Source organism: Nocardioides immobilis, assembly GCF_003515065.1.
GTDB lineage: Bacteria > Actinomycetota > Actinomycetes > Propionibacteriales > Nocardioidaceae > Nocardioides > Nocardioides immobilis.
Genome location: NZ_QXGH01000030.1, coordinates 72,051 through 94,622, shown reverse-complemented (window position 1 = coordinate 94,622; position 22,572 = coordinate 72,051). Strand labels below are relative to the sequence as shown.

Sequence of the window (22,572 nt, the reverse complement as noted above, 5' to 3'; positions counted from 1 at the left end):
GCGGTCGGTCAGCCGGCGTCGCGGACCCTGATCCGGTACCGCGCCCGCTCGTCCCCGACCTCGAACCGCACGTAGAGGAACTCGGTCCCCTCCCGCACGTGGTCCCTGCGGACCGGGATCGAGAGCGTGAGCGTCTCCCGCCCTGGCGGGATCTCGCCGAAGACCCCGGCGTGGCTGCGCCACAGCGGGCGGCGCGGGTGGGACGTGTCTCCGTGGTGCTCCAGCCACGCGGCGGGGACGTCGGTGCCGCGGAGGTTCTCGCCCCGTCCGCGCACGGCCTGGCCCCAGGCGTACAGGTCGATCGCGCGTTCGCCGTCGACGGTGACCTTGAACTCGATCCGCTGGCCCTCGCGCACGGTCCGCGTGACCGCGACGTCGACGGTCGGCGGCGGGTCATCGTCGAGCACCACCAGCTCGCCGAGGTAGTCGTCGGTGACGACGCCGTACAGGGGCCAGAGGGCGATCTGGGTCTGCTGGTCGTAGCCGAAGACGTCGTCGGCCTCGTACTCGACCGGGATCGATCCCGTCCTCTGGCCGGGCGCGACGTCGATGACGAGCCGCTGGACCTGCCCCCGCTCCTGGCCGGCGGTGAAGGCGACGAAGCGGGACGGGCGGGTCACCTCACCGACGATCGTGAACGGAACGCGCGCGAGCTTCACCCCACCCGAGCCCTCGTCCACCTCGACCGTGCCGATGCGCACCTGCGCGAGCCGCTGGGTCTGCTGGGATGCGGGCGTCGTGGGCGCCGCTGCGACGTCGGCCAGCCAGATCCTGCCCTCGGCCGTCTCGGTGACGAGCTCGACCGCCGTGACGTCGGTGAGGTCGACCCCGGTTGCGTCGCTCGCGTCGACGACGACCGCGGAGGCCCACAGCTTCGTCGCCCACGGGACCACAGGGAGCGCGGGGGGCTCGGTGCCCGGCACCGGGTCGAGCACGGCCGACCCGCCGGCCGAGTCAGAGATCCGCACCTGCAGGTCGGGGGCGTCGTACGCCGGGTCGAGGATGGTGCGCAGCTCGAGCCGGTCGGTCGTCAGGTCGAGCGGCGCGGAGAAGCGGAGCCCCCCAGACGCTCCTGCCTCCTGCCACGAGAACTCGAGGAACCGCCGCGACGGCGCCTGCTCGCCGCCCGAGACCCAGTGCGGGGTCACCAGGTCGTCGACGCGCCGACCGCAGAACGCGAACGACCCGCTCGAGGACGCGATGCCCGCGCAGAGCCGGGCGTCGGCGTGGCCGGTGACGATGGTGGGCTGCGCGTCGCTACCGGGTCGGCGGATCGCCCGGCCCCCGCCGATGGCGTGGCTCAGCACGTCCGCGTCGCCGATCGACGGCACGGTGACGGGCGAGCCGTCGTACAGGGGCGCGTACTCCGCGTCCCCGGTGAACAGGTGGACCGCGCCGGCGACGTACGCCTTGCCGACGTCGCGCTGCTCGCTGGGCAGGAGCCGGCCCGGGTCGCGACGGCCGCACGCCTCGTCCGGGTCGCCGCCCCAGTCGTCCCATGAGGGTGCCACCGCGATGGACGGCGTCCACTCGGTGTTGAAGAAGTTGTGGTTGGTGCCCATCGCCAGCACCGAGCTCTTCAGGGACTTGTCGCCGGGCGCGAGGTCGCGGCCGACGTCGGTGAAGCGCTGGCCCTGGAGGTCGTAGACGTCGCCGTCGCAGTAGGGGAGCACCGTCACGGTCGGGACGTACGGCGCGGTGTGCCACGCGAAGTCGGTAGGGGCGAGCAGCACCTGCCCGGCGATCCGGTACGGCGCCGACGGGCGGATCTGGATCGAGGCGCGATCGACACCCTCGCCACCCCGGCTGTGCCCGACGAGCACGACCTGGTCCAGGTCGACCTGGTGCTCGGCGGCGAGGTCGACCCAGCGGTCGAGGTGCTCCTGGACGATCGCCGCGCGGGCGTCGGCGCCACCGTCGGGCAGCTTCCAGTCCTGGGCGTTGATGCCGTTGACCCGGACCGAGACGGTCGCGTAGCCATGGGAGGCCAGCAGCCGCTGGAGGTAGTGGTAGCCCAGGTGGCTGGGGATCTCGGCAGCCGGCGCCTGGCAGGGCCACTCGCCGTCGCCGCCGCGGTCCACGCCGTCGGGGTAGTAGCAGACGCTGTGCCGCCCGTGCATGAACAGCACCAGCGGGCGCGGACCGGTGTCCTCCCCGGGAGCAGGCTCGACCACGTGACCGACCATCTCGATCGGCTCGCGCATGCCGGGGAGCTCGATGCGTTCCCAGTCGTAGTCGCTGATGACGGTCTCGTACGGACCGCGAGCGCCCGGGTCCCGTGCGTCGAGCTCGGTCGTGATCCGCCGAGGCGGGTCCACGGGTGCGGTGCCGGCGGCGGGGTCGAAGCCCGGCTCGTCGAGCCGGTCGCCCGAGAGCACCACGTCGAGCTCGCTCGGCAGCGGTGCGCTGTCACTGGTGACGACGGCGGTGACCGTCCGGCCGTCCGCCGCGATCGTGGGCGCGCCGAACGACAGCCCCTCGCCGGTGATCGTGGGTCGGTCGGAGCCGACCGGCAGGTCCCGCGGCGAGGTCCACGAGACCTGGTAGCTGCCGTTGCCGACGTCGACGACCCGCCAGCCGGCGTCGTCCGGCGCGCCGGTCGTGACCGCCTGCGGCGCCGCGTCAGCCGGGCCGGGGGAGCCGGCCAGGGTCGCCGTCAGCGCGGTGGTGGCGCAGACGGTCAGGGTGACGACGGTAAGGCGGACTCGGGGCGCGCGAGGGCGTGGCTGCTGCACATCTATCAAGACGCTCCCGCGGGGCGGTTGGTTGCCGATGGGGCGGAAGGACTTTGCTGGTGGCCGAGCTGGTGGCCGACCTCACAAGCCGTCGCGCGGCCCGGAAGGAACATCGTGACCGCCGCGAACGCTGAGACGTATCATGAAGGCTCGAGAGGAGCGCCGGATGAGCACCATGCACATCGCCACCGCGACGCGGTCGTACGCGCGATCGGTGGAGCGCGTGGCCGCGAAGACCACCGACCCGGTCGTGACCGAGCGCCTTCTCACCGCCGCCATCGACCTGAGGATCGCTCTCGAGCTGCTGCCCGAGGGTTCGCCCCGTCAGCTGTTCGAGCTGCGTCAGCGCGCGGCGGCCGTCGCCGCGATACCGACCGTCGGCACCTCGGCGCAGCGGGCGCTCCTGGCCGCGCACGCCGTCTTCGCCGAGCGGGCGGCCGAGTGGGCGCTCGCCTGCGGCCTCGGGACGCGACCGGCGCCGGTCTGAGTCGACCGACTCGTCGGAGAACCGTCGGCGCTCAGGCTGCCAGCGGGAGCATGCCCGGCAGCGACGTGACGGTGCACGCGCAGGTGTCGCTGCACGGCAGGTAGGTGTGCACGGCGTGGCCGCACCCGGAGCACGGCAGGTCGTGGGAGAGGTGCTGCTGGCTGGTCTGGTCGGTGTTCCACATGGTCCTGCCTCCTCGTCGTGGGTGGGTGGTGCCTCACTCTGTCCACGAAGAGGAGTCGCCGATTTCGACACACCTCGGGAGAAAATTTCGAGATCAATCGATCTCGGCGCTCAGACGTCGGCCTCGATCGCGAAGGTATTGCCGTCCGGGTCCTGGAACCAGGCGATGCGCCCGCCGCCGGCGCGAGGCACGATCCCGTTGGCGTCGTGCTCGAACTCGTCGTACCGCGTGAGCTCCACGCCCGCCGCCGTGAGCTCGTCGACGACCTGGTCGATGTCGTCGACGTACCAGGTCGCCAGCGTTGCCGGTGACTTGCCGGCGGTCTCCGACTGGTAGACGTTCAGCGCTGGTCCGCCACCAGAGGCGTAGACCCGGCTGCCGTCGGCGATGTGGGCACTGGGGCCGGACTCGACCGGCTCCAGGCCGAGTCTGCCTTCGTAGAACGCGACGGCTTGCTGGATGTCCGAGACCGCGATCGATGGTCTGAGTTGATGGTTGCCCAAGCCCATGTTCGCCACACTCTCATGCGTCGGCGCTGTCCGCGTCGCCGTTGTTCCGGGGATCTTTGGGTAAAAAATAGATGTGAGCTCATCCGTCGGCGGGGGCCGTGCGGACGACCGACGCGCCACACGTCAGCTGACCTCGATGCTGGCGGTGGCGGCGACGATCGGACTGATCGTCGCGGGCATGGCGATGCCCTTCGTGTGGCTCACGCGGGTGGCCCTCGACGCGGTGGTGGATCAGACGGACGGGTTGCCCGTCGAGCTGGCCATCGAGCCGCTGGCGCAGCGCAGCAGGGTCCTGGACCGCGATGGGCAGCTGGTCGCCACCTTCTACGACCGCAACCGGGTCGTGGTCAGTCTGGACGAGATCGACCCGACGCTGGTGAACGCCGTGCTGGCGATCGAGGACAGCCGCTTCTACGAGCACGGCGGTGTCGATCTCCAAGGTACGGCGCGCGCGCTGCTGACGAACACGCTGAGCGCGGACGTGGTGCAGGGTGGCTCCTCGATCACCCAGCAGCTGGTGAAGATGACGCTCGTCGAGCAAGCCGATGCCGAGCGCGAACGCGAGGAGGCGACGGCGCCGACGTACTCACGCAAGGTCCGGGAGCTGCGGTTCGCCGTCTACCTGGAGCGGACCTACAGCAAGGACTGGATCCTGGAGCGCTACCTCAACACCGCCTACTTCGGAGCCAGCGCGTACGGCGTGGAGGCTGCGGCCGAGCGCTACTTCTCCCGGTCGGCCTCGGACCTGTCCATCCGCCAGGCAGCCCTGATCGCCGGCCTGGCGAAGTTTCCGACCCTGTACGACCCGCTCGACGCTCCCGCCCAGGCCTGGACCCGCCGCAACCTGGTGCTCGACCGGATGGCCGAGCTGAGCATGATCAAGCCGGCCCGGGTGGAGCGGATCAAGTCACGCGGACTCGGGCTCAGGGTCACGCCGGTGCCGAACGGATGCGTGCGGTCGGCTGCGCCGTACTTCTGTGAGTACGTGCGCGCGTTCCTGCTCCGCGACCGGGCCCTGGGCAGCACCGTCGCCGAGCGCGAGGACCTGATCCGCACCGGCGGGCTCACCGTCCACACCACGCTCGACGTGCGGTTCCAACGCGCGGCCGACAGTGCGGCACGGAGCCACGTCTTCCCCACGGACGGCGCGGTCGGCGCGCTGGCCATGCTCGAGCCCGGCACCGGTGACGTGATGGCTGTCGCGCAGTCCCGACCGATGGGCAGGGACGCGAAGGCGGGGGAGACCTACATCAACTACGCCGTTCCCGAGGAGTACGGCGACGCCAACGGCTTCCACGCCGGCTCGACGTTCAAGGTCTTCGTGCTGGCGGCTGCGGTCAGGCAGGGGATCCCGTTGCAGACCAGGATCCACGCGCCCCCGCAGATCTCGATCCCCGTCAGCCGCTACCGCACCTGCGACGGCTACCCGCGCAGCGACGAGGTCTGGTCACCGGGGAACTCCACCGACTCGGGGGTGTTCAACCTCTACACCGGCACCCAGGAGTCGGTGAACACCTTCTACGCGCAGCTGGAGGTGCGGACCGGGCTCTGCGAGCCCTACCGCCTCGCCCGGAAGATGGGCATTCCCCTCACCGACCCGGCCTCCCAGCAGGTGCCGTCCTTCACGCTCGGGGTCGTGGACGTCAGTCCCCTCACCATGGCCGAGGCCTACGCCACCTTCGCGGCTCGCGGGCGCCACTGCACCGCGCGGCCGATCACGCAGGTCATCGACGTCGAGGGCGACCGACTCCGCGAGTATGCGACCCACTGCCGCCAGGTGCTGCCACGGGCGGTCGCGGACGTGGTCAGCGACGTCCTGCGCGGGGTGCAGCAGCCGGGTGGGTTCGGCCACTCGGCAGGCCTGACCCTGGCCCAGCAGTCGGCCGCCAAGACCGGAACCAGCCAGCAGAACCGGTCGGTGTGGTTCGTCGGCTACACCCCGAACCTGGCCACCGCTGCAGTGCTCGCCGGCGTCAACGAGAGTGGGGGCTGGAGGACCCTGAACCGTCAGGTCATCGGCGGCGAGTACGTGCCGGCCGCGTTCGGAAGCACCCACGCCGGGCCGATCTGGGGCGATGCGATGAAGGGGGTCCAGGAACGGCTGCCCGACGCCGTCTTCACCCCGCCCGAACCTCGGTACACGCGCGGCGTCCGGTGAGCCGCGGTCGGGCGACGGGGCTAGACGTCGTCCGGGATGCCGAGGGCGTCGGGGTCGAGCCGCGGCGGCACGTGCGCGAGCGCCGTCAGCGCCAGGGCGGTGCGCGCCTTGACCACGACGGCGCGCCTCAGCCTGCCGATGTCGTCCTCGACCAGGCCGGCAACCACCTCACGCACCTGCTCGGTCGTGTACGACGGACGAGTACCCGGCGCGACCTCGACGTCCGGCAGGGCGACCATCACCGGCAGGATCTGGCGACCAAGGGCGTCGAGAACCTGGAACCTCTCGTATCGGCCCATGGCCTCCCAGGCCGCGTCGATGTCGACGCCGCCCTTCCGGAAGCCCTTGCGTGCCGCCACGACGGACTTCGCTGCCCCCGTCAGCCCCGCAGTGAGCTCGTGCTCGGTGAACCGCATGGCACCAGCATGACGTGACCCGCCACGAAGGTGGCATGGTGGCCGTCGACCGTCAGAGGGGCAGGCCGTCGACCCCGGTGTGGAGCGACTGGGTGTTGAACTTGACCTGCCAGATCGCGACAGACCCGTCGGCGCGCTCGACGAGGACCGCGCCGTCCTGCCAGATCCCGTTCTCGGCCTGGTGCGGTCCGGGCGGATCTCCCTGGTTCTGGTGCACGTTGTGCACGCCGAGGCCGGTCGTGAACGGCTCGCCGAAGATGTAGATGCGCGACGCGGTCGGAAGCAGGGCCTCGAGGACGTCCAGCGCGTTGTCGCCGTCGCTGCTGACCCAGGGGAACGACCGCCAGCGCCACCACCACAGCCGGTGCAACCAGCGGTGGAGTCGGTCGACCGCGAGGTCGAGCGGCGTCGGTCCCCACGGCTGGTCGTGCCGACGGGCCCTGAGCACGCCGAGCCGCCATCGCAGCTGACGCACCACCCACCCGTCGCGGAGGATCGGGCTGCGCACGTAGTCGAGCGCACCGGAGGCGTCCGTGCTCGCGAGCGACGTGAAGCCGTTGGCCAGAGCCGCCAGGACAGGGATGTCCTGGACGGTCAGGTCGTCGACCACGCGGTAGCTCACGCCAACCCCGCTGGGGGTGTCGACGTCCAGCGCGGACTCGTACTCGCCGGCAGGCGTGTCGATGTGGAGCTTGCCGTGGTACCAGGTCCCGAAGCTGGTCGGGTCTTCACGCGTGAACGATACGAACGTGCCGATCGCGACGCCGTACCCATGGTCGAGTGGCATGCCATCACCTTCCTGCCTCCGCAAGGAGGAGCGCTACCCCGGGCGCCGTGATACCTGGGCACCTAGCCTGAGGTCGTGACGAGAAGGGAGACGCGGCCGGCGCGGGTCGAGGACGTGCACGACCTCGCGCTCGGGATGCCCCATGTCACCGTCTACCCGGGCACCCAGAACCGGCCGGTGTACCAGGTGGGCGGCAAGTCGTTCGTCTTCTTCCGGAACCCGCGCCCTGACGCGTTCGACCCGGACACGGGCGAGAGGTACGACGACGTCATCGTCCTCTGGGTCCCCAGCGAGGGCGACAAGCTCGCCCTCGTCCAGGACGAGTCGTCGCCGTTCTTCACCACTCCGCACTTCGACGGTCACCTGTCGGTGCTGATCCGAGCCCGGCACCTCGGGGAGATCAGCTACGACGAGCTCGCCGAGGTCGTCCAGGAGGCGTGGCTCTCACGGGCGTCACCGCGGCGACAAGCGGCCTGGCTCTCGGCGCACCTGCCGGACGGCGGCTCGTAGCCGGGGCGGTCGTCGGTCAGCGTCCGCCGGCGGCGTAGCGGCGGGCGTGGGCCTCGACCACGGGCGGGATGGCCCAGGAGTGGAGCTGGGTGACCTTGATGCGCGCGGCCGGCTTGCGCTTGTCGCCCTTCGTGCGGAAGAGGCGGATCCAGATGCCCTCGTAATTGTTCACCTCGAGGCCGGCGAACTGGGACCACGGGACCAGCTCGCCGGTCTCCTCCTTGCCGAAGCCATCGGGGGAGAAGATCAGGCCGGCGGTGCGGATGGGCTCCCTGCGATCCACCATCTCGAGGAGACCGCCGATCACCCTCGTTCCGAGCGTCCGTCGGAGCTGGTCGATGATCACGGCGTACGCCTGCCGAGAGGCGCGGTCCGGCCTCGTGCCGTAGCCGAACAGCAGTGCGGTCTCCAGGTCGCCGTGGACCAGCCGGATCGTGTACTGCACCTCCGCGCCGGTCTGCACGTTCACCAGCTGGGTGAAGAAGGAGACCTCGTCCCAGCCGATGTACAGGTCACCCCAGTGGAGCCCCTCCGTCGTCACGCGCAGGTGCTGCTTCTTGCCACGGATGCCGATCGGGAGCGGCACCTCGCCGTCGAAGAGCGGGATGAGCTCCACGTGGTCGGTCCATGCCGTCCCGTCCCAGTAGCGCAGCTGCCCCTCGACCCCGGGATCCGGGTACCAGCCAGCGGGTTGCGCGGGCGGCTCCTGGACGTGCTCCGTCCACCGCGCCCCGTCCCAGTAGCGCCGCCGCGCCGGATGCTCCGGATCGGCGTACCAGCCGGCTGGTACGGCGTTCACCCGCCCATTGCACCACCTGGAGCATGCGCTGGACGAGCACCGAGCGGGACGCCGTACGATCGTGCCCTGAACTCGGGACACGGGAGTGCGCTCATGAGCAGGATCTGGTTGCTACGCGGCGGTGTCGTCGCCGTCATCGCCTTCCTCGTGGGCGCCTGGGCACTGGGCCTCGCGGAGCTCAGTGACTCCGCGCCGTCGCGCGAGAAGGTGACCAGTCCCGAGTCGCCCGAAGATTCGCCGGCGTACGACATCCGGAACGCGATCGTCGTCGAGAAGGCGCGCCAACGACGCACCCGCGACGCGGATCCGACCCAGGAGCCGAGCACGGAGCCCAGCACGGACGCTGCCGAACCGACGGACGATGCCCCCAGCACACCGGGCGAGCCGAGCCCGGACCCCACCTCTCCCGGTCCGAGCCCGTCGGATCCGCCGGACTCGGACGGGCCCAGGCCGACCCCGAGCGACCCCCCGAGTCAGCCGGGCGACGAATGCACCGACCTGGGCGGGGCCGTCGATTGCCTGCTGAGCCCCATCACGAGTCACCCCTGAGCGCGTGCGTGGAGACCTGACAAATCAGAGGTCGACATAGACGTCTTCGCCCTCGATCGTGACGGCGTACGTCGTCAAAGGCGATGGCTTCCTGCCGAGCGCGATCATCTTGCGGGACCACCGCGGCATGTCCCGACCGGCGAACCCTGGCGCCCAGTCGAGATTCTCGCCCGACTCCAGGTCGAACCGGGAGTTGTGCCAAGGGCAGACAACCTGGCCCTCGGAGTACCTGAGACCACCCGGCCCTTTGGTGAGGGAGAGGCCCAGGTGAGGACAACGATTGCGTGCGGCGCACAAGGAGTCCCCGGACAGACCTACGACGACGGACGTGCCCGCAGCGTCCACGGTGTGCAGCTCTCCGTCGGCGAAGTCCGCGACACTTCCGATTCTGACCCGACCTGCCATGTCACGTCTCCTCGCTCGAGGCCCTGGGTCCGTTTTACCAGCACATCACGCTGACGATCGGAGGCGTACGCTCACTGGCAGCCGAACGAGGGAGTGCTCGTGAGTAATACGAACCATCTGCTGGAGGCGCTGGAGCCGGTCGTGGCCGAGAACCTCGACCGCCACCTCGGCATGGCGCAGGAGTGGCATCCCCACGACTACATCCCGTGGAGCGAGGGCCGCGACTTCGCGCTGCTGGGCGGTGAGGACTGGTCTCCCGAGCAGTCACGGCTGTCCGAGACCGCCAAGGCAGCGATGATCACCAACCTGCTGACCGAGGACAACCTGCCGTCGTACCACCGCGAGATCGCCACCAGGTTCGGGCGCGACGGCGCCTGGGGCACCTGGGTCGGGCGCTGGACCGCCGAGGAGAACCGCCACGGCATCGCCATGCGCGACTACCTGGTCGTGACCCGAGGGGTGGATCCGGTCGAGCTCGAGCGCGCCCGGATGGACTAAATGACGTCCGGCTACGACTCCGGGGACAAGACACCACTGGAGGCGGTGACGTACGTGTCCTTCCAGGAGCTCGCCACCCGCGTCTCGCACCGCAACACCGGCAAGGTCACCAACGACCCCGTCGCCGACCGGATGCTCGCCCGGATCTCCAAGGACGAGAACCTGCACATGGTCTTCTACCGCAACATCGTGGCGGCCGCGTTGGAGATCGCTCCCGACGAGACCATGCGCGCGATCGCCGGCGAGGTCATCGGCTTCGAGATGCCGGGCGCCACGATGGCCGGCTTCCGTCGCAACTCGATGATCATCGCCAAGGCTGGCATCTACGACCTGAGGCTGCACCACGACGACGTGATCATGCCGATCCTGCGGCACTGGGACGTCTTCGAGCGCACCGACCTCGGCGGAGACGGCGAGCGGGCCCGGGACGAGCTCGCCACCTTCCTCGAGGGCCTGGACACCCAGGCGTCCCGGTTCGTGGAGCGCCGCGCGGAGAACCGTGCCCGCGCCGCCGCCCGGTCCGACAGCGACGAGACACCCGACGTCGCCTCCTGAACCTCCCGACCCGGTAGCTACGCGGAGCCGATCGAGTCGGACACCTCGACCGGCCGGGCGTGGACGACACGGGCCGACCCGGCGTACCCGTCGACGAAGCCGATGCGTACGTCGTACTGCTGACCGTCGTTGGTGCGCAGGCCGACCGTCCAGGAGCCGTCGCCGGGATGGTGCTCCTCGGTGGCGGGCCACAGCGAGTCGCTGTCCACCTCGAACGCCGCCGCAGCGCTGTGACGCGCGCGGAGGAGCGCGTCGTCCCGGGACAACGGCTCCGACTCGGGTCGTCCGGTCAGCACGACCAGGTCGCGGAACGCACGGGTCACGGCGTCGTCCGCTGCCGTCAGGACCTCCGAGGTCATGGCCCCGGTGATGATCTCGAGGCCGATCTGCAGCTCGCTCGGACTGATCCCCCAGCTGCTGTGCCTGCGGTGTTGGTGCAGGGCGTAGTCGCGCGGCGCGTCGGCACCTGCATCCAGCACCGGCTCCAGGATGGAGAGGACCCGGTCGTCCTCGAACGCATGCTCGTCCTCGTCGTGGACCGGCAGGTCCAGCAGCGACTGCTGGTACGCCGACTCGCCCGGTCTGCGCCGGTAGCCGACCTGCACCCGCAGCAGGTCAACCCCGCCGATCGTGAGCAGCCGAGAGTCGTCGCGAGCCGGGTGACCGGTCATACCCCTAGCGTTGGACCGCGGGAAGGGCAGGTCAAGTGCGAGGCCGCCGCAGAGTCCACACGCTACGGTGAGGGGGTCGAAAGGGAACTGCTATGGAGACCGTCGCGCTCGGCGCGCTTGGCGAGAGGTTGTCGGCGGAGGCTCGGTCCGCCTCGAGCGGCCGGTGCGCCGTCACCATCCATGGCGGACACATCCACTCGCTGCGCCAGACGTTGATCGCGGTGGCAGCCGGTCACGCGCTCGACGAGCACGAGAACACCGGCGAGGTGACGCTCCAGCTGATTCGCGGCCGCGCGCGGGTCGTCGCGGGCTCCGACACCGTGGAGCTGGCTGAGGGCGACTACGTCGTGATCCCGCTCCAGTGGGACTCCTTCGAGGCGCTCGAGGACACCGTGGTCCTGCTGACGGCCGCTGTTCGGGGCAAACCGGCCTGACACGGCACACCACGCAGCCGGTGCCCTATGGTGGACCTGTTGAAGGGATGGCTCTACCGGCCGTCCTGGCCGCACACGATGTCGCGGCTTGTATCTCGTACTCCTGGTCTTCGGTTCGCTGGGCATCAGTACAGGTGGATGTCTTCAGCAGCTTGAGGGCACCTTGCTCTCGGCACCGAACAAGGGAACAGATCATGGCTCAGGGCACCGTCAAGTGGTTCAACGCCGACAAGGGCTTCGGCTTCATTGCGCAGGATGGTGGCGGCGAGGACGTGTTCGTCCACTTCTCCGCCATCCAGTCCGGCGGCTACAAGTCGCTCGACGAGAACCAGAAGGTCGAGTTCGACCTCGCCCAGGGCCCCAAGGGTCCGCAGGCGGAGAACGTCCGCGTCGTCTGATCACCGTGAAGAGTCCCGACCGCACACGGGGTCGGGGCTCTTCGTGAAAGCGGGTGCAGCGATCTCCGGGTCTGGCGCGGGACAAGCCCGGATGCCGGCCTCGAGTAGAGCGCCCAGCTCTCGGTCACAGTCGGAGTTGGCGCTCGCCACGATCCCGTCGACGGCGCATCGCACCATCGTCGGTGCGCAACGCTTGGCGAAGGTGTGGGCGTCGATCCGGCCTCGAATCCCAAGTCGATCGACCCAGGCAACCGCGCCAGGAACCATCGCGATCGCGAGTTGGGCCTCCCGCCGCGTGGCCGCCAGATCGGGCTCGGCATCCGCACACAAGCGCTCAGCTTGAAGCAGGCCAGCTGCCAGCGCACGCTGCGTCGCTTCGGGGGCGTCGAGGATGGTCTGTGCCGCTACCGCAACCGCGACCGTGAGCCAGGTCCGGTCGTTCCCGCGCCGGCACACGACTGAGGGGATGAGCGGCGCCAGCTTCTGGCGTCCGTCGTCGCTGGTGTGGTCGTTCACCAGCCTCGCCAGATACGCGAGCAAGGGATGAGTGCAGGAGGGGTGATCGCTCCACCGCTCACCGGCGAGCACCGAAGCGAACTCCATGAAGCACGCGCCGCGTCTTGGCGTTCGATGCCGGCCACGGGACAGAACCGGGATGCCGTCGGGAATGCTTGAGGGCTTCATCGCAACCTCCTACTGCGAGCATGCGCCGACGCGCTGGCGCAATCAACCTCCTGGCCGACTAGGTCGGCTGTGTCGCCGCAGCCCGGGCACGGCGGGCGAGTTGACGGGAGCGTCGTAGCGGTTCGGGAGTACGCCGGCCGCGGACCGTCGTGCGCACGACGGCGACTGCGGTGGCGGGGTGGGTGCGCCATCCCGCGTGCACCGCGACCGGCCGGGTCCCGGCGCGGGTGCGGAGCCAGCGGCCGACCTCCTCGCCATCCGGTCGCTCGATGCGGAGCGCCGACGAGGCGCCGTCCTCGTCGGCCGGCCAAGCGCCGCTGGCCACCAGCGGGCGGTGGGTGACACCCACTGTCGGCAGGTCGAGCACGGCGCCGAGGTGGACCGCGAGCCCGCACCGCCGGGGATGATCGCGCCCGGTACCGTCCAGGAGCAGCACGTCGGGTCGCTCCACCAGCATCCCGACCACCGTCTCGAACAGGGCGCCGACCCGCAGCGCCAGCAGTCCCGGCGTGTAGGCCGCCCCCGCCCGGCCGACCGTCGTGTGCCGCTCCAGCACCCGGCCACCCTGCATCGCGACCACCGCGGCCCATGCCTGGTCACCGGCCGCGCCAGGCCCCGCCAGCCCACGCGGGAAGCAGACCCAGCACGCGGCCACCCGGGGCGGGCTGTCTCCCGGGACCCAGGGCTCGGTCACCCGCATCGCGATCGTGCGTTGCACCTCCACGAGCTGCTCGGGTCGGGTCGGCCACATGCGGCCATCGTGACCGGCGTACCGTCGAGATGCACGGAGGAAGATCAAACCGGTGACCGCTGAACTCGAGCTCACACTGGACGACCCGTTCACGGTGCCCACTAGGTGGTGGCACCGTCTCGACGACGGCCGGATCCAGTGCGACGTGTGCCCGCGGGCGTGCCGGTTGCACGAGGGCCAACGCGGGCTGTGCTTCGTCCGGGCCCGCGTCGACGACCAGGTGGTGCTGACGTCGTACGGACGATCCAGCGGCTTCTGCGTCGACCCGGTCGAGAAGAAGCCGCTCAACCACTTCCTCCCGGGGAGCGCCGTGCTCTCGTTCGGCACGGCCGGGTGCAACCTCGCCTGCAAGTTCTGCCAGAACTGGGACATCTCCAAGTCCCGCGACATCGACACGCTCGCCGACGCCGCCTCACCCCAGACACTGGCGGCGCTCGCGGAGCGCGCTGGTTGCCGCAGCGTGGCCTTCACCTACAACGACCCCGTGATCTTCTGGGAGTACGCCGCTGATGTGGCCGACGCCTGCCACGAGCGCGGCATCAAGGCGATCGCCGTGACGGCGGGCTACATGAACCCCGGCCCGCGGGAGGCGTTCTACCCGCACATGGACGCCGCGAACGTGGACCTCAAGGCGTTCACCGAGGAGTTCTACCACCGCACCTGCGCCGCTCATCTGGCCGACGTGCTCGACACCTTGCGCTACCTGCGCCACGAGACCGACGTCTGGTTCGAGATCACCACCCTGCTGATCCCCGGGCGCAACGACTGCGACGCGGAGATCGAGGCCGAGTGCGCGTGGATCCTGGACAACCTCGGGCCGGACGTGCCGCTCCACTTCACCGCGTTCCACCCCGACTACAAGATGACCGATGTCCCGGCGACACCGTCGGCCACGCTCACCCGGGCGCGCGAGACCGCGGTGCGACACGGGCTGCACTACGTCTACACCGGGAATGTTCACGACACCGACGGGGGCAGCACGTTCTGCCCCGGGTGCCGGCGGGCGGTGGTGGTGCGCGACTGGTACCGGATGCTCCGCTACGAGCTCACCGACGCCGGCGCCTGCATGAACTGCGGCACCCCGGTCGCCGGGGTGTACGACGGTCCCGCCGGCCACTGGGGCGCGCGCCGGCTGCCGCTGTTCGTCGGCGGATGACCTGGGTCAGCGCGTCGCGGCGCTCTGTGGGCACTGTCAGGCCAGGACGAGTAGCCCACGGTGCACTGCCGTTCGTACGAAGGCGCGGAGTTCTGCGATCGGCGTCAGCCCCTGCTCGGCGACCTTCGAGACACGAGTCGGAACACTGAAGGCGCGGAGCAGCTCGACCGCATCGATGCTCAGTTCGCTGTGCGCTCCGAAGGATCCCGGCGGCAGGCGTAGCCACGTCTTCTGATCGCCGCTCGCGAGATCCTCCTCGTAAACCACGATGGCGCCCGGGTGCAGCTGAACCGTGAGCTCGTCGATCTCGTTGTCCGAGGTCATCACGGCCTCCACGCCTCGCCGGTAACGAGCGAGTGGCTCCCATCCCCGGGGGAGCCCGTCCACGACGAGCTCCGTCACAACTGGCTGCGTCGATCGTCTGGCGAGGAGCAAGACCTGACTGCGCTGGCCACCGCCATGGAGGCTCGCAAGATGGCGGCGGTAGTGGGGTGCGCACTCGGCGTAGTGCTCACCGAGCGTCGGGTCTTCCAGCTCGGCGGACACGATGGCAGCCATGTCTGCCGAGAGGGACATGGTCGTGAAGGCGGACAGCTCGAGCCCGTCGAGGGATGCGGTGAGGCGGGAGAGGGTCTCACCCGGCAGGCCGGGCGAGTCGAAACGGAGCACGCCCAGCCCTTCGCCCGTCAGCACCCTCGCCAGGTCGGCCGTCAGCTCCAGCGCGAGCTCGTCGCCCTGGGCTCCGCCATGGAAGAACCCGACCCCTGGTGACGACGGTGGTGTGGCCATGAACGGAGGTTGGGAGACGAGGAGGTCGACCTCGTCTGCATGCAGTGGCTCGGCCAGATGGCCGAGGCGAAGATCGACGGCGGTTCCGTTGAGGGCACAGTTGAACTCGGCAAAGGCGAGCGCTCGCGGACTGATATCGGTTCCGGTCGCGGACGCGCCCCGCCTTGCGGCCAGCATCGCGAGCACTCCGGATCCGCAGCCGACGTCGGCGAACGAGCCCGCCAGCGATTGAGGGAGCAGTTCGGCGAGTCGCTCGGTGATGTTGCTCGGTGGTGCGACGGCGTCGGGTCCGGCAGACGGCTGGTCAGCGACGACCACGAGACCCGTCATCGGCGTGACGCGATAGGGGCAGACGAAGAACCCGGCGACCTCCTCGACAAGCCCGATGCTCGCGAGGGCATCGACCGCGTGCGCCGCGGCTGCCCGCGGGCGGGAGGTAGCCACCCGGGCGCCGTAACACAGCATGGCCAGGACAAGCCGACCGGCATCGTCAGGCTCCTCGAGGAGTGCATCGTGCACGAGGGGTAGTCGAACAGCGTCCAGCTGCCCGGGAGCGATCCGTTCCGCGGTGGCGAGTGCTGATTCGGTGAACCCGATGTCCGTGAGGAGGCGGACGAGGTCTGACGGACCGTCGAGAGCGGCGGCCCGCGGCGGAGGCGGGAGCGTGTTCAGTCCTGGAGGGTGATCGTGGGCGTCTTGTGCACTGTGTCGATGACGTTGCCGTCCTTGTCCCGCTCGGTCGCGGTCGCCTCGACCTGCGCGCGACCCTCCTCGAAGAGCCCCGTCGTCGCATGAATGACCATGACTGCGTCGCGGGGCTCGCCGTCGCACTGGAACTCCCTTGTGGCCGACCCGACGGCGTCGCCCTGAGTGAGTGTCAGTTCGATCGTGAGCCGGTTACCGCGCTCGCATCCGACCCCGAGCAAGCCCTCACGCACGATCTGTCCAGCTCCGTCGACGTCGCCCGTCGGGCGGAAGCCCTTGGTCCAGAGGGTCACTGCTGACGCAGGTGTCGCGTTCGCGAGGAGCATTGCGCCGATCAGGGAGCCTCCTGCAACGACTGCTGCTCGTCTCTGCTGTCCCATTGTTCTTGCCTCCTTGTGAGTGATGGACTCCGCCGTGCTTGCCTCCTCATGGTTGACGATCGGGTGGGTGCGTGGCATCGGTAGGACTTACCCATCTTTTCGGGCATGGCGGTCCGGCAGGGTTGCCTCAAGACTCCAGGCTTGGGAGCAGATCGTGCTTGATGGCGAAGAGTGCTGCGGCCGAGCGCGTCGTGACGCCGATCTTGGCGTAGGTGTTCTGCACGTGGTGCTCGGCCGTTCTCTGCGAGATGTGGAGCTGATCGGCGATCTCCCTGTTCGAGCATGCCCTCGCGACCAGCCGCAGAACTTCGATCTCCCGGTTGGTGAGCCCACCCGGCCGAAGCTCCCGCCGCCGATGGACGCGTTGTCCGGCGGTTTCGACAACCGCCGCGACCGCGGCGGGGTCGAGCTTCCCTGACTCGGCGAGCGCCTCCAACTCCTTCGCGGCACGCTCCAGATCCAGTGCGGCACGATAGGGCCGGTCCTCGGTCATCGTCTGGAAGGCGTCCGCCGCGGCCAACACCCGTGCGGGCTCGGGGATCTCACCAGCGCGGCATCCGCGGTGGTAGCCGGAACCGTCGAGCCGCTCGTGATGCATACCCGCGATTCGGGCCACCGGTTCGAGAGCTTTCGACGTCGCCAGGATCCGCTCGGTGTGGTAGGCGTGCATGCGGACCTGCTCCCACTCCGGTCCGGTCAGTGGCCCCGGCTTCTCCCAGAGCTGGTCGGAGATGCCGACCTTTCCCACGTCGTGGAGGAACGCGGCGACGTACAGCCGCTCGGTGGCCGGCCCGTCGAAGCTGAGCCGCTCGGCTGCGCCCTTGGCGAGTCGGGCGACCTCCTTGGAGTGTCCGTGGGTGAAGGGTGTCTTCAGGTCCACCAGGTCTCCGAAGGCGGAGGCGACGTCTGGGAGGTCGTCTTCGTGCTTCTCCACGACCGGCTCCGGTTCCGCCGCCAGGATCGCCTCACGTGGGTCTCCCGCAGCAGCCTCCTCCAGCAGGCCATGGGCGTTGACGACGAAGTCGTGGACCAGCGCGGGATCCAGCAGCGACCCCGCTCGGCGGGTCACGGCGTGTGTGGAGAGGTCGACACCCCCGAGGTCGTAGAACAGCACCGCTTCGGAGGCCACGCGGGCAATCCGCGCCGGAGCCTGGATCTCCTCACCCCGTAGCCCTTGCGGGAAGCCGGACCCGTTCCACGACTCCTTGACCTGGAGCAGCGCGCTCTGCACCCCTTCAGGCAGGTCGATCCGGCGCGCGGTCTCCTTGGCGATCTCACACACCGTGGAGCAGTAGCTCCGCCCCAGCTCGCGTCCTCGCGCCACGATGAACGCTGCCGTCCTCGCCCGCGCCAGCGGCGGCAGACCGCGCGTGGACTCTGGGATCAACGTGACGAAGATGTCCTTCGGATCCGCGAAGTTCGTCCTGGCAGCCGCCCGGTTCGCCATCAGCTCATCGCCGAACACCGCAGACATCTCGTGCGAGAACGCCGCACAGCCCACGTGGGAAAGCAGCAACGTGTAGAAGGTCTCGGCAACATCACGCTCCGACAGGCCGACCTTCCGCCCGAGCGCCACCCCGACCAGGCACGAGCGCATCGCATGCCCCGGGACGAGCCCGTATCCCAGGTCCGCGACCAGCGACAGACCCGCGAGCAGGTCAGCAAGTCGGAGCTTGGCAGCCACAGCTCGATTGTGGCGCGCCCGTTCGCCGTACATAAGAGGCTCTGCAACGCTGACGTCGGCTGGAGCGCTGAGGTCGAGGCAGCTACCGCTCTCGGGTGGCGTAGGTCAGGTGCGTGACCCTCGGGGAGTGCTCCGCTCGGACCTGCTCCAGGGCCACGCGGCCCGCGTCCACGCCCTCGAACAGGCGGACTCCTGACCCGAACAGCACCGGCGACAGTGCGATCGAGAACTCGTCGACCAAGCCGGCGTTCACGTACTCCAGGATCGTCGCGCCGCCGCCCGCGATGCGGACGTCACGGTCGCCGGCGGCCCGGCGGGCCTGGTCGAGCGCGGACTCGATGCCGTCGTTGACGAATTTGAAAGTGGTCCCGCCCGGCCGCTCCCAGGGGTCACGCTTCTCGTGCGTCACGACGAAGACCGGCGTGTGGAACGGCGCCTCCTCCGGCCACATCCGCTCGCCGGCATCGAACATACGCTTGCCCATCACGCTCGCGCCGGTGCGCTCGAACGTCTCCCGCGCCATGTCGTTGTCGCGCCCCTCCTCGCCGCCCTCGCCCAACCTCAGGTTCTCCCGGACGAACCGCAGCGGGAACATCCACTGCTGCAGCTCCATCCACTGCTGCCCCATCAGGTCCGACAGGGACTCGGGCGCGATGTACCCGTCCAGCGACATCGACACACTGAAGTACACCTTCCCGGCCATCAGCCCTCCACTCCCTTCTCACTGATCTCGGTGACGTAGGCGGCCAGGTTGCTCAGAGTCTGATGTCCACCCTCGATCGCGTGGTACTTCTCGACCGCCTGGTCGCGCAGCTCCTTGGTGAGGAACACGGTGCGCATCTGGATCCGGGTCGCCGCGCCGTCGGGCTCGAACGTCAGGACCGACTCGAAGGCGTTGGGATCGTCGCGGGACTCACCATGGAGAAACGCGATCCGCGCCGGCGCGCCGATCTCGGTCCAGGTGATCCACTCGGGGTAGTCCGTCCCGTCCGGTCCGTGCATCACGAAGTCCCACTCCCCGCCGACGCGGAACTCGAACGACTGCGTGGTGGTGGTGAACCCCTCCGGTCCCCACCACCGCGACAGGTGACGCACCTCGGTGAACGCCTCGAACACCAGCTCCTGTGGGGCGTCGATGACCCGGGAGATCACGATCTCGCGGTCGGCGGTCACGGACCTTGCGGGCGTTCCTCGTTCCGCTGTGCTCATCAGCTACTCCGTATTCCCTGTCGGTCTGAGGCCCTGCACGTATGCGTCCAGCCGGTCGAAGCTCTCGTTCCAGAACCGCTCGAACCCGCCGGTCCACTCGTGGACCGGCCGCAGCCCGCGGGCGTCCAGGCAGTACAGGCGCTGCTTGCCTGCCCTTCGGTCCCGCACCAGCCCGACCTCCCGGAGCACCCGCAGGTGTTTGGACGCCCCTGGCTGGGTCATCCCCAGCTCCTGGGCCAACTCGGTCACCGGCCGCTCACCCGCCCGCAGCAGCACCAGAATCTCCCGCCGCTGCGGCTCGGCGATCGCGTTGAAGACGTCGGACGTCGTCGCCGCTCGTGCCATGGTCGCGATCATATGCCCATATCAGCATGCGTCAAGGTGGAGGCATCTGCTGGCGGCGACAAGACGCCGTCCCCTTGGGGGCCGTGGCCCGTGCCGCACGGCCAGCCGCGACCTACTCTGGAGGCATGTACACCGTCCATCTCACTGACGAGGAGCTGGAGATGGCCCGCCACGGGATGAGGGCCTTTCTCCTCAACTTCGGACATGACGAGGCCGACACGGCCGTCGTCATTCGGGCCGTTCTCGCCCGGCTGGCGGCTGCGCAGCCGGAGCCGGATCCGTCGGCCACGGTCGACTGAATGCTCTAGGGAGTGGTTGGCGCGATTCACGGAGCGCTACTCATCCGCGGAGGTCGTACCTCTGACCGCTGCGCGGCTGCGTATCCTCGCAGCGAGCAAAGGGGTGCGGAAGTGACGGAAGCACGTCGGTACGGCGGTCAGTCCGCGGCCGAGCGCGACGACGGGCGTCGTACTCGGCTTCGTGAGGCGGCACTGGAGCTGTTCGGCACCCAGGGCTACGCGAGCGTGTCCATCGACCGGCTGTGCTCGGCGGCGAAGGTGTCGACGCGGCACTTCTACCAGCTGCACTCCAGCAAGGAGGACATGCTGCTCGACCTCTACGCGTCCCTCACGACCGCGTCTCTCGAGGACGTCGTCGAGTCCCTGCGACGCAACGAGGGAGAGTCGATCTCGGTGCGATTGCGGGAGGCGGTCGGCGCCTACCTGCGTCCGCTGCTCGCCGATCCGCGCAAGGCGCGGATCGCGTTCGTCGAGATCGTCGGGGTGAGCGCCCGGGTGGAGGAGCGCCGGCTCGGGTTCCGCAACGGCATCATCGCGCTGGTCGAGTCCGAGACGAAGGCTGCGGCCGAGCGGGGCGAGGTCGTCCGCGCCGCCGACGTACGGTTCCGGGCGCTCGCGATGGTCGGGGCGGCCAACGTCATCGTCCACGACTGGAGCATCCATCGGAGCCGCAGCGGCGCGGCGGCGCTGGAGAAGGCGTTCTGCGACCTGGCCGTCGAGCTCATCGTCGGCCACGTGAACGCCAACTGAAAAGGCCCCTTGTTGGATATCGCACCGCAACCGTACGGTCGCGCTCATGAGAAACGTCCCCCTTTCGCTTGGTGTCGCGGCGGTCGTCGGACTCGGCGCGCTCGCCGCTCCGGCGAGGGCTGCCGAGCCGACGACCTGGTACGTCGAGGCGGGGGCGCGGTCCGGCGACGGATCGCAGGACGCGCCCCTGGGTTCGCTGGTCGAGGTCGAGCAGCTCTCCGCGGCAGGGGACCGGATCGTCGTACTCCCGGCGGCGCAGCCGCTCGACGGAGGCATCCGGCTCAAGCCCCGACAGGTCCTGGTCGGTGGCTGGCTCACGAACACCACGACCCGTCTCGAGGGTGACGCGGTCCGGCTGGCCGACGGCGCGCAGGTGCGCGCCGTACGGATCACGGACACCCGGCGCGGCGCGATCTACGGGTCCGACGTCAGTGGGGTGAGCGTGATCGGCAACGACATCTCCGGTCAGAACGCTGACTGCGTCCCCGGCTTCCTGATCCCTCCGTTCAATGCGCCGACCAACGTCCCCGGTGTCGGGATCCCGATCTCCCACGGCCTCCAGAACGGGTGGGCGGCGATCCAGGTCGATGCCGAGCGCCGCCAGGACGTGACCGCGCTGATCGCCGGCAACGAGATCCACGACGCGGACTGCGGGGACGGCATCGACGTACGGCTCTCGGGCGACGCCCGCGGGTCGGTGGTGATCCGCGCCAACGACGTCCGGATGCTGCGGCAGGGGCCGGACTTCCAGTCCCTGCTCGCGATCGGTGTTCAGGCCCGGGACACGGCGGTCGTGCACGCGACGATCGACGGCAACGTCCAGGCGGACCTCGGCAACGCGGACGACCTGAACCTGATCACGACCGGCGCCGACTCCGAGGGCGTCTTCCTCAACGCAGTGGGTCCGGCGACGCTCGACGCCGTCGTGTCCGAGAACGACTACACGAACGAAGAGGGCATCGGTGGCTTCTCCGCCAACGGCCTCGAGATGGTCTCGATGGGGAGGGGCGCCCGGATGAGCGCCCTCGTCAGCGACAGCACCTTCTCCGGTGCGCCCGGCGACCTCATCGAGCACGGCGCGCTCGGCACGGACGCCGTGATGACGATGCGGCTGGTGCGGGTCGTCGCCGAGCGATCGACCGGGGTCGGCAACACCTACCTGTTGCCGTTCAACAACGGGGACTGCGTCCTCGCGGGCAGCCTGGGCGCGCGCAACATCGTCCGGCTCGTCGTACGACGCAGTGTGCTGCGCAACTGCGCCAACAACGGTCTCTCCCTCGGGAGCAACGTCGTCAACGGCACGGGTGCGACGACGGAGGTCTCGGCCGACGTCCGCGACAGCGTGATCACCGGGAACCGCGGCGGCAACGTCGGGATCCGGAACTTCACCCGCCTCGGCACCCTGCGGTTCCGGATGGAGCGCACCGACCTCCAGCGCAGCAAGAGCCTCGGCTCGGGCGTCGCGGACTTCTCTGCCGAGGACGTCGGTACGACGGCGCAGCACACCATCGACATCGGCGGCGGCGCGCTCGCCAGCGACGGCGAGAACTGCCTCCGCGGCGGCCTGCTCGCGGCCAACGTCGTGCGCTACCGGGTCTCCGCGCGCCGGAACTGGTGGGGACGGGCCGGTGGCCCGGGGCCGCTGCGGACGCTCGTGGTGCTGGGTGCTCTCGACACCGGCGAGCCGTTGGCTACCGCTCCTCGGGCGTGTTGATCGGGCTCCGA

Annotated in this window: 26 protein-coding genes and 1 pseudogene; 11 read left to right on the top strand and 16 right to left on the bottom strand. The window is 69.7% G+C overall.

Annotated elements, in window-relative coordinates:
* Nucleotides 1-8: 8 nt before the first annotated feature.
* Complete coding sequence (locus D0Z08_RS23515; RefSeq protein ID WP_118927704.1) at nt 9-2,735, bottom strand: alpha/beta hydrolase; 2,727 nt, start codon at nt 2,733-2,735, stop codon at nt 9-11.
* Nucleotides 2,736-2,901: 166 nt separating this feature from the next.
* On the opposite strand from D0Z08_RS23515, the gene D0Z08_RS23510 reads away from it, so the two are divergent.
* On the top strand, nt 2,902-3,222 hold the full coding sequence (locus tag D0Z08_RS23510) for a hypothetical protein (protein WP_118927703.1): 321 nt from the start codon (nt 2,902-2,904) through the stop codon (nt 3,220-3,222).
* A 31-nt stretch (nt 3,223-3,253) separates the two neighbouring features.
* Here D0Z08_RS23510 and D0Z08_RS32315 read toward each other — a convergent pair whose 3' ends face one another.
* A complete protein-coding gene (locus D0Z08_RS32315; RefSeq protein WP_182481453.1) occupies nt 3,254-3,406 on the bottom strand; it encodes a hypothetical protein in 153 nt (50 codons plus the stop codon).
* A gap of 110 nt (nt 3,407-3,516) precedes the next feature.
* Nucleotides 3,517-3,915 carry a VOC family protein gene (locus tag D0Z08_RS23505; protein ID WP_118927702.1) on the bottom strand — a complete coding sequence of 133 codons (399 nt, stop codon included), beginning with the start codon at nt 3,913-3,915 and terminating at the stop codon, nt 3,517-3,519.
* A 73-nt stretch (nt 3,916-3,988) separates the two neighbouring features.
* On the opposite strand from D0Z08_RS23505, the gene D0Z08_RS23500 reads away from it, so the two are divergent.
* Nucleotides 3,989-6,073, top strand: a complete 2,085-nt coding sequence (locus tag D0Z08_RS23500; protein WP_147381519.1) for a transglycosylase domain-containing protein — start codon at nt 3,989-3,991, stop codon at nt 6,071-6,073.
* Between the two features lie 20 nt (nt 6,074-6,093).
* Here D0Z08_RS23500 and D0Z08_RS23495 read toward each other — a convergent pair whose 3' ends face one another.
* Both D0Z08_RS23495 and D0Z08_RS23490 read right to left on the bottom strand, forming a co-directional pair.
* Nucleotides 6,094-6,489, bottom strand: a complete 396-nt coding sequence (locus D0Z08_RS23495) for a hypothetical protein (RefSeq protein ID WP_118927700.1) — start codon at nt 6,487-6,489, stop codon at nt 6,094-6,096.
* Between the two features lie 52 nt (nt 6,490-6,541).
* On the bottom strand, nt 6,542-7,276 hold the full coding sequence (locus tag D0Z08_RS23490) for a DUF2278 family protein (RefSeq protein ID WP_118927699.1): 735 nt from the start codon (nt 7,274-7,276) through the stop codon (nt 6,542-6,544).
* 75 nt (nt 7,277-7,351) lie between these two features.
* Between D0Z08_RS23490 and D0Z08_RS23485 the strand changes: the two genes are divergently transcribed.
* Complete coding sequence (locus D0Z08_RS23485) at nt 7,352-7,786, top strand: MmcQ/YjbR family DNA-binding protein (protein ID WP_245994352.1); 435 nt, start codon at nt 7,352-7,354, stop codon at nt 7,784-7,786.
* Between the two features lie 16 nt (nt 7,787-7,802).
* Here D0Z08_RS23485 and D0Z08_RS32715 read toward each other — a convergent pair whose 3' ends face one another.
* Nucleotides 7,803-8,585, bottom strand: a complete 783-nt coding sequence (locus D0Z08_RS32715; protein WP_220454319.1) for a DUF2510 domain-containing protein — start codon at nt 8,583-8,585, stop codon at nt 7,803-7,805.
* A gap of 93 nt (nt 8,586-8,678) precedes the next feature.
* On the opposite strand from D0Z08_RS32715, the gene D0Z08_RS23475 reads away from it, so the two are divergent.
* Nucleotides 8,679-9,134: a hypothetical protein gene (locus D0Z08_RS23475; protein ID WP_118927698.1), complete on the top strand. Its 456-nt coding sequence runs from the start codon at nt 8,679-8,681 to the stop codon at nt 9,132-9,134.
* A gap of 24 nt (nt 9,135-9,158) precedes the next feature.
* Here D0Z08_RS23475 and D0Z08_RS23470 read toward each other — a convergent pair whose 3' ends face one another.
* The gene (locus tag D0Z08_RS23470) at nt 9,159-9,539 is read right to left on the bottom strand and encodes a Rieske (2Fe-2S) protein (protein WP_118927697.1); all 381 of its coding nucleotides are present in this window, start codon (nt 9,537-9,539) and stop codon (nt 9,159-9,161) included.
* 93 nt (nt 9,540-9,632) lie between these two features.
* On the opposite strand from D0Z08_RS23470, the pseudogene D0Z08_RS23465 reads away from it, so the two are divergent.
* Nucleotides 9,633-10,592, top strand: a pseudogene (locus tag D0Z08_RS23465) (acyl-ACP desaturase).
* Nucleotides 10,593-10,609: 17 nt separating this feature from the next.
* Here D0Z08_RS23465 and D0Z08_RS23460 read toward each other — a convergent pair.
* Complete coding sequence (locus D0Z08_RS23460) at nt 10,610-11,263, bottom strand: hypothetical protein (RefSeq protein ID WP_118927696.1); 654 nt, start codon at nt 11,261-11,263, stop codon at nt 10,610-10,612.
* A gap of 92 nt (nt 11,264-11,355) precedes the next feature.
* Between D0Z08_RS23460 and D0Z08_RS23455 the strand changes: the two genes are divergently transcribed.
* Both D0Z08_RS23455 and D0Z08_RS23450 read left to right on the top strand, forming a co-directional pair.
* Nucleotides 11,356-11,697, top strand: a complete 342-nt coding sequence (locus tag D0Z08_RS23455; protein ID WP_118927695.1) for a cupin domain-containing protein — start codon at nt 11,356-11,358, stop codon at nt 11,695-11,697.
* A gap of 194 nt (nt 11,698-11,891) precedes the next feature.
* Nucleotides 11,892-12,095, top strand: coding sequence for a cold-shock protein (locus tag D0Z08_RS23450; protein ID WP_118927694.1), 204 nt, complete (start codon nt 11,892-11,894; stop codon nt 12,093-12,095).
* Here D0Z08_RS23450 and D0Z08_RS32305 read toward each other — a convergent pair whose 3' ends face one another.
* Both D0Z08_RS32305 and D0Z08_RS23440 read right to left on the bottom strand, forming a co-directional pair.
* The gene (locus tag D0Z08_RS32305) at nt 12,096-12,779 is read right to left on the bottom strand and encodes a hypothetical protein (protein WP_182481452.1); all 684 of its coding nucleotides are present in this window, start codon (nt 12,777-12,779) and stop codon (nt 12,096-12,098) included. It abuts the gene before it with no gap.
* A 58-nt stretch (nt 12,780-12,837) separates the two neighbouring features.
* Complete coding sequence (locus D0Z08_RS23440; protein WP_118927693.1) at nt 12,838-13,530, bottom strand: endonuclease V; 693 nt, start codon at nt 13,528-13,530, stop codon at nt 12,838-12,840.
* Between the two features lie 52 nt (nt 13,531-13,582).
* Here D0Z08_RS23440 and amrS point away from each other — a divergent pair, with 52 nt between their 5' ends.
* A complete protein-coding gene (gene amrS, locus D0Z08_RS23435; RefSeq protein WP_245994350.1) occupies nt 13,583-14,686 on the top strand; it encodes an AmmeMemoRadiSam system radical SAM enzyme in 1,104 nt (367 codons plus the stop codon).
* A gap of 36 nt (nt 14,687-14,722) precedes the next feature.
* Here amrS and D0Z08_RS23430 read toward each other — a convergent pair whose 3' ends face one another.
* The 6 genes from D0Z08_RS23430 to D0Z08_RS23405 form a co-directional block, all read right to left on the bottom strand.
* The gene (locus D0Z08_RS23430) at nt 14,723-15,994 is read right to left on the bottom strand and encodes a methyltransferase (RefSeq protein ID WP_118927692.1); all 1,272 of its coding nucleotides are present in this window, start codon (nt 15,992-15,994) and stop codon (nt 14,723-14,725) included.
* Nucleotides 15,995-16,143: 149 nt separating this feature from the next.
* Nucleotides 16,144-16,560 (bottom strand): hypothetical protein, encoded by a 417-nt coding sequence (locus D0Z08_RS23425; protein WP_147381518.1) that lies wholly within the window; start codon nt 16,558-16,560, stop codon nt 16,144-16,146.
* Between the two features lie 127 nt (nt 16,561-16,687).
* On the bottom strand, nt 16,688-18,244 hold the full coding sequence (locus D0Z08_RS23420; RefSeq protein ID WP_182481451.1) for an HD domain-containing phosphohydrolase: 1,557 nt from the start codon (nt 18,242-18,244) through the stop codon (nt 16,688-16,690).
* 82 nt (nt 18,245-18,326) lie between these two features.
* Nucleotides 18,327-18,947, bottom strand: coding sequence for a dihydrofolate reductase family protein (locus D0Z08_RS23415; RefSeq protein WP_118927689.1), 621 nt, complete (start codon nt 18,945-18,947; stop codon nt 18,327-18,329).
* Nucleotides 18,947-19,417 (bottom strand): SRPBCC family protein, encoded by a 471-nt coding sequence (locus tag D0Z08_RS23410; protein ID WP_220454318.1) that lies wholly within the window; start codon nt 19,415-19,417, stop codon nt 18,947-18,949. The genes D0Z08_RS23415 and D0Z08_RS23410 overlap by 1 nt, the downstream gene beginning before the upstream one ends.
* Nucleotides 19,418-19,456: 39 nt before the next feature.
* The gene (locus D0Z08_RS23405; protein WP_118927738.1) at nt 19,457-19,798 is read right to left on the bottom strand and encodes an ArsR/SmtB family transcription factor; all 342 of its coding nucleotides are present in this window, start codon (nt 19,796-19,798) and stop codon (nt 19,457-19,459) included.
* A gap of 125 nt (nt 19,799-19,923) precedes the next feature.
* Here D0Z08_RS23405 and D0Z08_RS32300 point away from each other — a divergent pair, with 125 nt between their 5' ends.
* The 3 genes from D0Z08_RS32300 (at nt 19,924) to D0Z08_RS23395 (ending at nt 22,561) form a co-directional block, all read left to right on the top strand.
* Nucleotides 19,924-20,097: a hypothetical protein gene (locus tag D0Z08_RS32300; RefSeq protein ID WP_182481450.1), complete on the top strand. Its 174-nt coding sequence runs from the start codon at nt 19,924-19,926 to the stop codon at nt 20,095-20,097.
* 111 nt (nt 20,098-20,208) lie between these two features.
* Nucleotides 20,209-20,847: a TetR/AcrR family transcriptional regulator gene (locus D0Z08_RS23400; RefSeq protein ID WP_118927687.1), complete on the top strand. Its 639-nt coding sequence runs from the start codon at nt 20,209-20,211 to the stop codon at nt 20,845-20,847.
* Nucleotides 20,848-20,893: 46 nt separating this feature from the next.
* Nucleotides 20,894-22,561, top strand: coding sequence for a hypothetical protein (locus D0Z08_RS23395; protein ID WP_118927686.1), 1,668 nt, complete (start codon nt 20,894-20,896; stop codon nt 22,559-22,561).
* Nucleotides 22,562-22,572 lie beyond the last annotated feature (11 nt).

Bases quoted from the DNA above. Each gene is read 5' to 3' on its own strand.
- D0Z08_RS23475 (WP_118927698.1), top strand. From the start codon at position 8,679: ATGAGCAGGATCTGGTTGCTACGCGGCGGTGTCGTCGCCGTCATCGCC.
- D0Z08_RS32315 (WP_182481453.1), bottom strand. From the start codon at position 3,406: ATGTGGAACACCGACCAGACCAGCCAGCAGCACCTCTCCCACGACCTG.
- D0Z08_RS23510 (WP_118927703.1), top strand. From the start codon at position 2,902: ATGAGCACCATGCACATCGCCACCGCGACGCGGTCGTACGCGCGATCG.
- D0Z08_RS23495 (WP_118927700.1), bottom strand. From the start codon at position 6,489: ATGCGGTTCACCGAGCACGAGCTCACTGCGGGGCTGACGGGGGCAGCG.
- D0Z08_RS23425 (WP_147381518.1), bottom strand. From the start codon at position 16,560: ATGGGACAGCAGAGACGAGCAGCAGTCGTTGCAGGAGGCTCCCTGATC.
- D0Z08_RS23450 (WP_118927694.1), top strand. From the start codon at position 11,892: ATGGCTCAGGGCACCGTCAAGTGGTTCAACGCCGACAAGGGCTTCGGC.
- D0Z08_RS23460 (WP_118927696.1), bottom strand. From the start codon at position 11,263: ATGACCGGTCACCCGGCTCGCGACGACTCTCGGCTGCTCACGATCGGC.
- D0Z08_RS23440 (WP_118927693.1), bottom strand. From the start codon at position 13,530: ATGTGGCCGACCCGACCCGAGCAGCTCGTGGAGGTGCAACGCACGATC.
- D0Z08_RS23470 (WP_118927697.1), bottom strand. From the start codon at position 9,539: ATGGCAGGTCGGGTCAGAATCGGAAGTGTCGCGGACTTCGCCGACGGA.
- D0Z08_RS23395 (WP_118927686.1), top strand. From the start codon at position 20,894: ATGAGAAACGTCCCCCTTTCGCTTGGTGTCGCGGCGGTCGTCGGACTC.
- D0Z08_RS23455 (WP_118927695.1), top strand. From the start codon at position 11,356: ATGGAGACCGTCGCGCTCGGCGCGCTTGGCGAGAGGTTGTCGGCGGAG.
- D0Z08_RS23405 (WP_118927738.1), bottom strand. From the start codon at position 19,798: ATGGCACGAGCGGCGACGACGTCCGACGTCTTCAACGCGATCGCCGAG.
- D0Z08_RS23415 (WP_118927689.1), bottom strand. From the start codon at position 18,947: ATGGCCGGGAAGGTGTACTTCAGTGTGTCGATGTCGCTGGACGGGTAC.
- D0Z08_RS23505 (WP_118927702.1), bottom strand. From the start codon at position 3,915: ATGGGCTTGGGCAACCATCAACTCAGACCATCGATCGCGGTCTCGGAC.
- D0Z08_RS23490 (WP_118927699.1), bottom strand. From the start codon at position 7,276: ATGCCACTCGACCATGGGTACGGCGTCGCGATCGGCACGTTCGTATCG.
- D0Z08_RS32305 (WP_182481452.1), bottom strand. From the start codon at position 12,779: ATGAAGCCCTCAAGCATTCCCGACGGCATCCCGGTTCTGTCCCGTGGC.
- D0Z08_RS32300 (WP_182481450.1), top strand. From the start codon at position 19,924: ATGTACACCGTCCATCTCACTGACGAGGAGCTGGAGATGGCCCGCCAC.